General features: G+C 74.5%; 10 protein-coding genes. 6 read left to right on the top strand and 4 right to left on the bottom strand.

The window, feature by feature from the left end; genetic code table 11:
• Positions 1-53: 53 nt before the first annotated feature.
• Entirely contained in the window at positions 54-1979 is a 1926-nt protein-coding gene (locus H9657_RS16780; protein ID WP_191784576.1) for an oxidoreductase, read from the bottom strand.
• Positions 1980-2091: 112 nt separating this feature from the next.
• Here H9657_RS16780 and H9657_RS16775 point away from each other — a divergent pair, with 112 nt between their 5' ends.
• The 4 genes from H9657_RS16775 to H9657_RS16760 all read left to right on the top strand — a co-directional run bounded on the left by H9657_RS16775 (position 2092) and on the right by H9657_RS16760 (position 6945).
• Positions 2092-2640 (top strand): TetR/AcrR family transcriptional regulator, encoded by a 549-nt coding sequence (locus H9657_RS16775; protein WP_191784575.1) that lies wholly within the window; start codon positions 2092-2094, stop codon positions 2638-2640.
• Positions 2641-2916: 276 nt separating this feature from the next.
• The gene (locus H9657_RS16770) at positions 2917-4599 is read left to right on the top strand and encodes a glycoside hydrolase family 27 protein (protein WP_191784574.1); all 1683 of its coding nucleotides are present in this window, start codon (positions 2917-2919) and stop codon (positions 4597-4599) included.
• Complete coding sequence (locus tag H9657_RS16765; RefSeq protein ID WP_191784573.1) at positions 4596-6419, top strand: family 43 glycosylhydrolase; 1824 nt, start codon at positions 4596-4598, stop codon at positions 6417-6419. The genes H9657_RS16770 and H9657_RS16765 overlap by 4 nt, the downstream gene beginning before the upstream one ends.
• 148 nt (positions 6420-6567) lie before the next feature.
• Positions 6568-6945, top strand: a complete 378-nt coding sequence (locus H9657_RS16760) for a cupin domain-containing protein (RefSeq protein WP_191784572.1) — start codon at positions 6568-6570, stop codon at positions 6943-6945.
• Between the two features lie 45 nt (positions 6946-6990).
• Here H9657_RS16760 and H9657_RS16755 read toward each other — a convergent pair whose 3' ends face one another.
• Positions 6991-8136 (bottom strand): FUSC family protein, encoded by a 1146-nt coding sequence (locus tag H9657_RS16755; RefSeq protein ID WP_191784571.1) that lies wholly within the window; start codon positions 8134-8136, stop codon positions 6991-6993.
• A 101-nt stretch (positions 8137-8237) separates the two neighbouring features.
• On the bottom strand, positions 8238-9098 hold the full coding sequence (locus H9657_RS16750; RefSeq protein WP_191784570.1) for a helix-turn-helix transcriptional regulator: 861 nt from the start codon (positions 9096-9098) through the stop codon (positions 8238-8240).
• A 152-nt stretch (positions 9099-9250) separates the two neighbouring features.
• On the opposite strand from H9657_RS16750, the gene H9657_RS16745 reads away from it, so the two are divergent.
• Positions 9251-10105: an SDR family oxidoreductase gene (locus H9657_RS16745; RefSeq protein ID WP_191784569.1), complete on the top strand. Its 855-nt coding sequence runs from the start codon at positions 9251-9253 to the stop codon at positions 10103-10105.
• Positions 10106-10168: 63 nt separating this feature from the next.
• On the opposite strand, the gene H9657_RS16740 is transcribed toward H9657_RS16745, so the two are convergent.
• Positions 10169-10711 (bottom strand): TetR/AcrR family transcriptional regulator, encoded by a 543-nt coding sequence (locus H9657_RS16740; RefSeq protein WP_191784568.1) that lies wholly within the window; start codon positions 10709-10711, stop codon positions 10169-10171.
• A 99-nt stretch (positions 10712-10810) separates the two neighbouring features.
• Between H9657_RS16740 and H9657_RS16735 the strand changes: the two genes are divergently transcribed.
• Positions 10811-11617, top strand: a complete 807-nt coding sequence (locus tag H9657_RS16735) for an SDR family NAD(P)-dependent oxidoreductase (RefSeq protein ID WP_191784567.1) — start codon at positions 10811-10813, stop codon at positions 11615-11617.
• Positions 11618-11646 lie beyond the last annotated feature (29 nt).

The raw sequence follows: 11646 nt of genomic DNA, 5'->3' as shown, positions 1-11646 counted from the left end.
GATCACGGCAGCAACGCTTCACGGTCTGCGGGCGGGCCGCCCGGCGGGTCGCGTCAGACCGCGGCGCCTGCGGCGTAGCCGGCGTGGACGGCGTCGCCGACCTTCGACGGCTGCACGCAGTCACCCACGACGTACGTGGCCGGGCCGTCCGCGAGCGCGTCGGGCAGCGCACGGTCCGGGCGGACGCCGAACGCGAGCAGGGCCGTGTCCGCGGCCAGCTCGACCGGCCCGTCCGGCCCCTCGCACACGACCGCGTCGTCACCGATCTGCGTGACGCGGTGCCCGGTCAGCACGCGCGCACCGACCTCCGCCAGCCGTCGCAGCAGCGCGACGCGGTTGTGCACCACCATGTCGGCAGCGATCTGCGGGGCGGCCTCGACGATCGTCACGTCGTGCCCGTCGAGGGCGAGCTCGAGGGCAGCGTCCGCGCCGGACAGCCCGCCGCCGCACACCACGACCCGCGGGCCGACGTGCGCACCGCGGTGGAAGTCGAGCACCTGGACCGCGGTCAGCCCGTCCGCGCCGGGCACGGGCGGCGCCCACGGCGTCGACCCGGTCGCGACGACGACGGCGTCGGCGCCGGTGACCTCGGCGGCGTCCGCGGCGACCTCGTGGTCGAGGTGGACCCGCACCCCCAGGCGCGCCATCTCGACCTCCCACCAGTCGACCATCCGGTGCAGCTCACGCTTGAACTCCGGGGTGGCGGCGGGCTCCAGGACGCCGCCGAGGCGCGTCCCGCGCTCGTAGAGGTCGACCGTGTGCCCGCGCTCGGCCGCGACGCGCGCGGCCTCCAGCCCCGCGGGCCCACCCCCGACGACGGTCACCTTGCGGACCACCGGTGTCGGCAGCAGCACCCGGGTCGCCTCCTGCGCCGCCTCCGGGTTGACGGAGCAGCCGAGCGCCTTGCCGGCCACGACGTGGCCGATGCACATCTCGTTGCAGCGGATGCAGGGGCGCACCTGCTCGGGCCGGCCCTCGGCGACCTTGCGGACGAGGTCCGGGTCGGCGATGACCATGCGGCCGAACCCGACGAAGTCCGCGGTGCCGTCGGCGAGCGTCTGCTCGGCGAGGTCGGGCGTGAGGTTGCCGTTGACCGCGACGGGGATGCGCAGCACCGGCTTCACGACCTCGGCGTCGGGCAGGTACACGCCGTCGCCCATGTAGTACGACGGGAAGGAGTAGTCGATGGCCTCGTACGACCCGGCGTCGACGAGGAGCACGTCGAGGCCCGCGTCCTGCAGGACGACGGCCAGCTCGCGCGCCTCCTCGGGGGTGCGCCCGCCGGGGAACCCCTGCCGGACGCTGATGCGCATGGACAGCGGGAAGTCGGCGCCGCCCTCCTCGCGCACGATGCGGATCATCTCGGTGGCGAACGTCGCCCGTCCGCGCACGTCGCCGCCGAACCGGTCGGTGCGGGTGTTCCACGCGGCGGACAGGAACTGGTCGGTCAGGTAGCCGGTGTGGCCGTGCAGGTCGATCGCGTCGAACCCGCACTCCAGCGCGCGGCGCGTGGCGGCGCGGAACCGGTCGAGGACGTCCTCGACCTGCTCGGTGCTCAGCGCTCGGCAGCGGACGCTCGGGTCCATGAGCGTCGGGCAGTCGGACGCCGAGTACGGCGCGCCCCCGTCGGGGCCGGCGGGCATGATCCGCCCGAGCCCCGGGGTGAGGTTGGCGCTGATGAGGCCGCCGGCGCGGTGGACCTCGGCGACGGCGTCGCGCAGCGGGGCGACGTGCCGGTCGTGGGTGAGGCTGATGGTGGAGCCGGTCGGCAGGTCGTAGACGTCCTGGGTCTGGATCGACTCGGTGATGAGCAGGCCGACCCCGCCGCGGGCCCGTGCGACGAGGTACGCGACGCCGGCGGGCGAGATGGTGCCGTCGGCGTTCGCGGTGTGGGTGCCCATCGGGGGCATGAAGGTCCGGTTGGGCAGCTGGAGGGAGCCCCAGCGGGCGGGCTCCATCATGCGGGGGTGGCGGGTCACGTCGCTCCGATCGAGGAAGGTCACGGAAACGGACGCCTGCGTCCGTTTCCGTGACCGAGTCTTCCGTCGCGCTGCGCGGGCCCCGCGGGGCGAACGTCCTAGACTCCCCGGCGTGACCTCCGCGCGCCGTGACGCCGCGCGCAACCGCGCCGCCGTCGTGGCCGCCGCCGAGCGCGTCTTCGCGTCCCAGGGGCTCGACGCCCCGCTGTCCGAGGTCGCCCGCGAGGCCGGCGTCGGCCGGGCCACGGTGTACCGCCACTTCCCCGACCGCTACGCGCTGGCCGCCGGCCTGTACGCGCAGCACCTCGAGGACGCCGAGGTTCTCGCGCGCGAGCGGGCCGGGCAGCCGGGCACGTTCGAGGTCGTCGTGCGGCGCATCGCCGAGGGCCAGCGCCGGCTCACCGGCCTGTTCCCCCTCATGCGCTCGGCACCCGACGCCGCCGGCACCCTGCAGGGGCTCGGCGAGCGCATCAGCAGCATCGTCGCCGGTCCGCTCGCCGACGCCGTCGCGCTCGGCGAGGTGGCACCCGAGGTCACGGTCGCCGACGTGCACCTCGTCCTCACCATGGTCGAGGGCCTGCTGACGTCGCACGACGACGACGTGCGCGACGCCGCCCTCGACCGCGGGCTGACGATCGCGCTGGCGGGCCTGCGGCCCTGAGGCCGGCTGCCCCGCCTGGCGCCCGGACCGGGGGCCGCGGCGCACGCGACGGAGCGGCGGCCCGGCGCGGCCGTCGAAGCGTTTCACTGCTGGACCCCGCCGCGCGCGTGCGTAGCCTCGGTCGCATGTTGTGAACGTTCACGGCGCGTAGCCGGATCAGCCCCCGGCACCCCGGGTCGACGACGCCCGGGCACCCGCCGTGACGCCCCGACGGACACCGCCGTCCGCCGGGTCGGTCCGGCCCGCCCACGGGCCACGTCCACCGAGGAGACCTCCGTGTCCCGCACCCGTCCACGTCCCAGGCTGCGCACGCTCGCGCTCGCGCTCCTCCTGCTGGTACCGCCCGCCGCCGGCCTCGCCGCACCGGCCGCCGCAGCCCCCACCCCGACCGTCGACGAACCCGCACCGCTGCCGCCGCTGGGGTGGAACAGCTGGAACACCTTCTACTGCAACATCAACGAGCAGATGATCCGCCAGGCGGCCGACGCCATGGCGAGCTCCGGCATGGCCGCGGCCGGCTACCAGTACGTCGTCGTCGACGACTGCTGGATGCAGGACACCCGCGGCCCGGACGGCAACCTGCGGCCGAACTCGTCGCGCTTCCCGTCCGGCATGAAGGCGCTCGGCGACTACATCCACTCCAAGGGACTGAAGTTCGGGCTGTACCACGCACCCCGCGAGAAGACGTGCGACCAGTACTTCAACAACCGCCCCGGCACGTCCTCCAACGGCAACGAGACGCGTGACGCGCAGCTGTTCGCGTCGTGGGGCGTCGACTACGTCAAGCACGACTGGTGCGACCCGCGCGGCAACGTGCAGGAGCAGGCGACGCTGTTCAAGCGGTTCGGCGACGCCCTCAAGGCCACCGGCCGCCCGATCGTCTACTCGATCAACCCGAACAGCGCGCACGACAACACCGCCCCGACGTACTCCGGCTGGGGCGGGTTCGCCGACATGTGGCGCACGTCCGAGGACCTCAAGGACGCGTGGTCGACCGGCTGCCCGCCGTCGGACCAGTGGTGCTTCGTCGGCATCACCGAGGCGCTCGACGTCATCGAGCCGATGCGGGAGTGGACGAGGCCGGGGCAGTACAACGACCCCGACATGCTCATGGTCGGCGTGCGCAACACCCTCACGCCGACCGAGAACCGCGCGCACATGAGCATGTGGGCGATGCTCGCAGCGCCGCTCATCGCGGGCAACGACATCCGGAACATGAGCGCCGACGTCCGCGCCGTGCTGACCAACCGCGACGTCCTGGCCATCGACCAGGACCCGCTGGTGCGCCAGGCCGACCGGGTCCGGGACGACGGCGACGCCGAGGTCTGGGCCAAGCCCCTGGCCGACGGGTCGGCGGCGGTCGCGCTGCTGAACCGCGGCAACAGCGCCCGCAGCATCTCCGCGACGCTCGCCGAGGCCGGCCTGCCCGCCGGCACCGCGTCGTACCGCGAGCTGTGGACCGGCGCGACGGGCCAGACGTCCGACCGGATCACCGCGACCGTCCCCGCGCACGGTGTCGCGCTGTACCGCGTCACCCCGGGCACGACGACCCCGCCGCCGACCGACCCGCCGCCGACCAGCTCGACGTCCGCGCTGGTCAGCGCCGCGTCCGGCCGCTGCCTCGACGCACCGAACGGTGCAACCACCAACGGCACCAAGCCGGTGATCTGGGACTGCCACGGCGGGGCCAACCAGCGCTGGGAGGTCAGCGGCGCCCAGCTGCGCGTGCTGGGCCGCTGCCTGGACGCACCGAACGGCGCCGCCGCCGGCACGGCCGTGCAGCTGTGGGACTGCCACGGCGGAAGCAACCAGCAGTGGACGTTCGAGGGCAACGGCACCATCCGCGGCGTCGCGTCCGGCCTGTGCCTCGACGTCGACCGCAACCTGACCGCCAACGGCACCGGGGTGCTGCTGTGGCACTGCTCCGGCTCCGCCAACCAGACGTGGAGCCGGCGATGAGCCGCCGGTGGCGGGTCGCCGCGCTGGCGGCCGCAGCCCTGCTCGCGCCCGTCGCCCTCGCCGTCCCGGCGCAGGCGGACAACCCGATCGTCCAGACGATCTACACGGCCGACCCTGCGCCACTCGTGCACGACGGGCGGCTCTACGTCTACACGACCCACGACGAGGACGGCTCGACCTGGTTCACCATGAAGGACTGGCGGGTGTACTCCACGACCGACATGGCGAACTGGACCGACCACGGCTCCCCCATGAGCCTGGCGACGTTCTCGTGGGCGCAGTCCGACGCCTGGGCGGGGCAGGTGGTCGAGCGGGACGGACGGTTCTACTTCTACGTGCCGGTCGTCAAGCGCGGCGGCGGCAACGCCATCGGCGTCGGGGTGTCCGACAGCCCCACCGGCCCGTTCCGCGACGCGATCGGCCGGCCCCTGGTCGACAACGCCGAGATCGACCCGAGCGTGATGATCGACGACGACGGCCAGGCGTACCTCTACTACGGCAACCCGAACCTCTGGGTCGCGCGCCTCAACCGCGACATGGTGTCGCTGGCCGGGAGCCCCACCCGTATCCAGCTGACGACGGCGGGGTTCGGCACCCGCCCGGGCAACGTCGCGAACCGGCCCACCCTCTACGAGGAGGGTCCGTGGGTCTTCAAGCGCAACGGCACGTACTACAACGTGTTCGCCGCCGAGTGCTGCAGCGAGTTCATCGGCTACTCCACGTCGCCGTCGCCGACCGGCCCGTGGACGTACCGCGGCACTGTCATGCCACGCCAGGGCGGCAGCTTCACCAACCACCCGGGGGTCGTCGACTACCGGGGCAGGTCGTACTTCTTCTACCACAACGGTGCGCTGCCGGGCGGTGGCGGGTTCACGCGGTCGGTGGCCGTCGAGCAGTTCACGTACGGGGGCGACGGGTCGATCCCCCAGCTGAGCATGACGACCGCGGGCCCGCCGCAGATCGAGCCGCTCGACCCGTACGTCACGCAGCAGGCGGAGACGATGGCCTGGGCCAGCGGCCTGGAGACCGAGCGGGCCACCGAGGGCGGCATGAACGTCGGGTGGATCGAGAACGGCGACTGGCTGCGGGTGAAGGGCGTCGCGTTCGGCACGGGCGCGGCCACGTTCACGGCGCGGGTCGCGTCGGCGGGCAGCGGCGGGCGGATCGAGGTGCGCCTCGACAGCGCGTCCGGCCCGCTGGTCGGCACGTGCACCGTGCCCGGCACCGGCGGCTGGCAGACGTGGGCGACCGCCAGCTGCCCGGTGACGGGGGCGACCGGCACGCGGGACCTGGTCCTGCGGTTCACCGGCGGCAGCGGCAGCCTGTTCAACGTCACGACCTGGCAGTTCACGCGCGGTGGGGGCGGCGACCCGACGCCGACACCGACGCCCACCCCTCCGCCCGGGGACGCCCGGGTCGTCAACCGCGCCAGCGGCAAGGTCATGGACGTGCAGGCCCCCAACCGTGACGACCTCGCGGTGGTCGGCCAGTGGACGAGCAACGGCCAGGCCTGGCAGCGCTGGCAGGTGGTCGACGCCGGCGGCGGGTACGTCTCCGTGCGCAGCGTCAACAGCGGCAAGTGCCTCGACGTCAGCGGTGCGTCGGGCGCGGACGGCGCCCGCCTCATCCAGTACACCTGCCACGGCGGCACCAACCAGCAGTTCACGTGGCGGTCCACGGGCGACGGCTACGAGCAGCTGGTGACGCGGAACAGCGGGAAGTGCGTGGGCGTGGTCGGCGGCTCGACGGCCGACGGTGCGGCGCTCGAGCAGCGCACATGCACGTCGGCGGCCACGTTCCAGTGGAGCCGCGCGGCCTGACGCCACGGCGCACGGCACCACGGCCCGCGGCACCACGACGTCGGCGGCTCCCGGAGGTCTCGGGGGCCGCCGACGTCGTGTGCTGGAGGAGTGTCGGTGCGCGGTCGTACGGTGGCAGCGAGCGGCACGGCACAGAGAGGTGGTCACCGTGGCCGGACAGGACGAGCCCACCGTCCCCCGCGTGATCCCCGCCGACCGGCTGCGCCTGGCGGGCGGCCGGACCCTGCGGTTCGAGGGGGTGCAGCACGGGTCGGGCGTCAGCTTCTTCCTCGTGACCAACGCCCCCGGGCAGGGGCCGGGCCTGCACCGCCACCCGTACTCCGAGACGTGGTCGGTGCTCGACGGTGAGGCGACCATCCGGATCGGCGAGCACGAGGTCGTCGCGCGCACCGGTGACACCGCCGTGGTCCCACCCGACACCTGGCACCGCTTCACCAACACCGGCGCCGGCGACCTGCGGATGATCTGCATCCACGCGTCACCCGTGATGATTCAGGAGGACGCCGAGGAGGACCCGTCGCGCTGAGACGCACCGCCGCGCAGACGCACCACCGCGGTGCGCGCCGACGTCTCAGCGCACCGTGCGGTCGTCCTCGTCCGCGCGCTCGTCCTCCCCCTCGTCCTCCGGCTCCAGAGCCTCGGCCGGGCTCGTCGACAGCTGGATGCGGTCCCACGGCGTCAGCGCCGACAGGGACCGCCGCAGGCTGGTGACGACCGCCGAGACGACGAGCGTGACGGCGTCCGACCCGCCGTGCTCGCCGTACCGGTGCAGCGCGGCGACCAGCGCGGCCGTCGCGCGGTCGGCCGACCGGCGGCGCCCGGGCTCCACGTCGCGCGTCGCAGCCTCCGCAGTCGTGGCGGCCAGCTCGCGCAGGGCGTCCGCGGTGGGCGTGCGCAGCTCCTCCGGCAGGTGCGCCACGTGCAGGCCCCACGGCTCGTCCTCCACCATCGCCTGCAGGTCGTCGACGAGCAGCACGGCCTGCTGGAGGGCGCGGAAGTCGTCGGTACGACGCGCGACGTCCTGCGCCCGGCGCCGGGCCCTGCGGTTCACGCGCGCCGCCTGCCGCAGCTCGTCGACCTGCGTCCGCGCGCGGTTCAGCGGACCGCTCAGCGCGTCGCGGTCCGGCAGCTCGACGTCGTCGTCGGCGCGCGGGTCGACCGCCGCGGCGAGCGAGCGCAGGTGCTCGACGCACGCCTCGCGCAGCGCGTCGAGCGCACGGTCGGTCCGCTCCAGCGGCAGCGCCGGACGCACCGTGCTGACGGCCACCGTGCACGCCGCACCCAGCAGGAACAGCCCGGCGTACGCCGCGACGTAGCCCAGCTCCTCCCCCTGCCCCACGAGCAGCACGAACATCCCGGCGACCGGCACGTACGAGCGCGCGTCACCGAACCACGGCACGCCGGCGAGCAGCATCCCGAGCCCCACGACCAGCGCGATTGCGGCGACGCCGTGGCCGAGCACCGCAGCCGCCAGCACCCCGACGGCCCCACCCAGCAGGATCGCGGCCACCGTCCGCACGGTCTCCGCCACCGACCGGACGACCGCCGAGTACGTCGTGGCCACCGCGCCGAAGGGCGCGTAGAACGCGTACTCCTGCGCGCCCGGGACCTGCCGCGCGAGCACCCACGCGACGGTCGCCGCCAACGCCGCCTTCAGCGCCAGCTCCACGCGCGGGTGGCGCAGGAGCCGACGCGCTGTCCCACGGTCCGTGCGCATCACTCCAGTCGAACCCGGGGCGCGTGCACCGGCAAGGCGGCCGGGGCAGGGTGTGCGTCGCGGTACCGGGTTCACGCGTCGGCGAGCGCGCCGCGGCCCGCTCAGGAGGCTGGCCGGCGTGACCCCGTGAGGGTCCAGCCGATCAGGAGGTCCAGCGCCTCGTGCGACGGCGACCCCGGCTCGGCGGTGAACAGGAACAGCGCCTGGTCCGGGTCGCCGGGCGTCGTCAGCGTCTCGTACTGCAGCGTGAGCTCCCCGACGACCGGGTGGCGGAAGTGCTTGTCGCCGAACGTGCGCTGGTGCACGCGGTGCTCCTCCCACCAGCGCGCGAACTGGGGGCTCGCGATGGTCAGCTCGCCGACGAGCGCCTGCGTGGCGGAGTCGTGCGGGTCGCGGCCCGCGTCGAGGCGCAGATTCTCGACGACCGTGCGGGCCTGCGCGTCCCAGTCGACCAGCCGCTCGCGGGCCTGCGGGTCGAGGAACATCCACCGTGCGTAGTTGCGGTCCTTGGCGGGCAGCGCGTCGAAGTCGGTGAGCAGCGCGCGGGCGAGGCGGTTGGTGGCGAGGACGTCGGTGCGGCGGCCCAGCAGCATCGCGGGGACGTCGTCGAGGGCGTCGACCAGCTGGTGCAGCCCGCGGCGGGCGCTCTGCGCGCGGGTGGGCCGCCGGGTGGGGCGGGGCGAGGCGCCGATGAGGTGGACGAGGTGCGCGCGGCCGGCGTCGTCGAGGCCGAGGGCGCTCGCGATCGCGTCGACGACGCCGGCGGACGGCACGATGCGGCGTCCCTGCTCGAGGCGTGTGTAGTAGTCGGTCGAGACGCGCGCGAGCAGCGCGACCTCCTCGCGGCGCAGGCCCTTGACGCGGCGGACGCGGCCGTCGGCGGGCAGCCCGGCCCGCTCGGGGTCGACCTGGCTGCGGGCGCGACGCAGGAAGTCGGCGAGCTCGCGGTTCACGTCGGTCACGGGCCCGATCCTCCCGCAGAGGGGGCACGGCGCGCCTGGCCCTGTCCGTCCCAGTCACGCGCGTCCTGGCCCTCGCAGGGGCGGTCGTGCGTCCCCACGACCCGGGCCCGCGGACGACGCTGGACGCACCCCCTGATCGAGAGGAACCCACCATGAGCCACCCCACCGACCGTCCCGCCACCTGGTTCGTCACCGGCACGTCCCGCGGCCTGGGCCTGGCGCTCGTGCGCCACCTGCTGGGCCGCGGCGACCGGGTCGCCGCCACGACGCGCTCGACCGACCGCCTGCTCGCGGCGCTCGACGGCGTCCCCACGGCCGACCTCCTCCCCCTGGTGGTCTCGCTGACCGACGAGCAGTCGGTCCGGGCCGCCGTCGAGGCGACCGTCGACCGCTTCGGCGGAGTCGACGTCGTCGTCAACAACGCGGGCTACGGCTACCTGGGCGCGGTCGAGGAGACGAGCGACGCCGACGTGCGCCGCATGCTCGACGTCCAGGTCAACGGCACGTGGAACGTCCTGCGGACCGTGCTGCCCGTCATGCGCGCCGCCGGGTCCGGGCACGTCATCACCGTGTCGTCGATCCTCGGCCTGCTCGCGTTCCCCGGCTGGGGCCTGTACTCCGCGGCGAAGTTCGCGGTCGAGGGCCTGACCGAGGCGCTGGCCGGGGAGGTCGCCGACCACGGGATCCGCGTGACCATCGTCGAGCCCGGCTACTTCGACACGGACTTCCTGCGCGAGGGCTCGCTCGCGCTCACGGGCGACGCCGGCGACGCGTACCCGGCGATCCGCTCGATGGTCGAGGCGCACCTGGCGATGCCGGGGAGCCAGCCGGGGGACCCGGCACGCGCCGCCGCGGCGATCGTCACGGTCGCCGAGCGGGGTGACGGGCCGCTGCGTCAGCAGCTCGGGTCGGACTCGTCCGGCATGGCGGCGGACCGAGCCGCGGCCCTGGCCGCGGAGGTCGCGGCGGGACGGGAGCTGGCGCTGTCGACGGACAAGGTGGCCTGACCAGCACGCCGGCGGTGCGCCCCGGGTCGGACCACGTCGTCACCTCGCACGGGACGCGGTCCGTCACCCGGGGCGCAGCCCGTCGAGCACCACCTGCACGGCCAGCCGCGCCTGCGGGTCGTCGGCCCCCAGGCCGCCGTGGCGCACGGCGTACGCGAGGCCGCAGACGAGCAGGACGACGTCGCCCGCCCCCATCCCGGGCCGCAGGTCACCGCGCTCCCGCGCCCGCGCCATGGCGGTGTCCACGCGCGCGAGCAGCGCGTCCCGCTTGCGGGCCGTCTCCTCCAGGTGCGGCTGCGGCCGGGACATCACCCGCTCGAAGACGGGATCCTCGACCATCAGCCGCACGTGCGCCGCGATCGCGCGGCCGAGCACGTCGTCCCCGTCCTCGTCGAGCAGGTCGGCGAGCTCGTCGAACCTGTCCCAGGCGAGCGTCTCCTCGAGCTCCTCGACGCCTGCGAAGTGCCGGTAGACCGTGCCCACCCCGACGTCCGCGGCGCGCGCGACCGCGTTGAGCCCGACGGGCTTGCCGTCGGCGAGCAGGCGCCGCGCGGCGTCGACGATGCGCTCGCGGTTGCGGGCGGCGTCCTTGCGCAGTCCGTCCATGGCACGAACCTATCCGGACGAGTCATCCGGATCCCACCCGGATGTGCCATCCGATCGGATACGGTATCCGCTACGGAGCCCCCCGACGGAAGGCGCATCATGCCCACGAGCCCTCTCACCCCGACCCGCCCCTCCTCGACGACCACGTCACGCCCCGTCGCGGTGGTCACCGGCGCCAGCTCCGGCATCGGCGCGCAGTACGCCGTGCGCTACGCCCGCGAGGGCTACGACCTCGTGCTCGTGGCGCGCTCACGTCCCGCTCTGGAGCGCCTCGCCGCCGAGCTGAGCGTCGGCCACGGCGTCGCCGTCGACGTGCAGGTCGCGGACCTGACCTCTCCCGACGACGTCACCGCCCTCGCCGAGCGGCTCGCGACGGGCCTGCCCCGCCTCGACCACCTCGTCAACTGCGCGGGCGTCTCACCGGAGGGCGACCTGGTCGACGCCGACGACGACGAGCTGCGGCGCATGGTGGACCTCAACGTCGTCGCCGTCACGCGCCTCACCCGCGCCGCACTGGTCCGGATGCGCCCGCAGGGCCACGGGGCGGTCGTCAACGTGGCCAGCGTCGCCGCGCAGGTGCCGATGCCGCACCTGGCCGCCTACTCGGCGAGCAAGGCGTACGTTCTCGCGCTGTCCGAGGCGCTGTACGAGGAGAACCGCCGGCACGGCGTGCGCGTCCTGGCCGTCTCGCCCGGCGACACGGACACCCCCATGAACACCGGCGCCTCCACCCGCAAGCGCCGCCCCGAGCAGGTCGTCGACACCACCTTCCGTGCGTTGCGCACCGCCAGGCCGTCGGTCACGGACGGCGTGGCGACGAGCACGGCCGCGACGGTCCTGACGCGCCTGCTGCCCCGACGCGCGCTGCTGCGCGTCGCCGAGCGGGTGACCCGCGACAAGGCGTGACCGCGGCGCCCGCGGGACGATCGTCCCTC

The sequence above is a fragment of the Cellulomonas avistercoris genome (assembly GCF_014836445.1).
In the GTDB taxonomy this organism is placed as follows: domain Bacteria; phylum Actinomycetota; class Actinomycetes; order Actinomycetales; family Cellulomonadaceae; genus Cellulomonas; species Cellulomonas avistercoris.
Note: the sequence above shows the minus strand (reverse complement) of the source record. Positions and strands in the feature narration are given on the sequence as shown.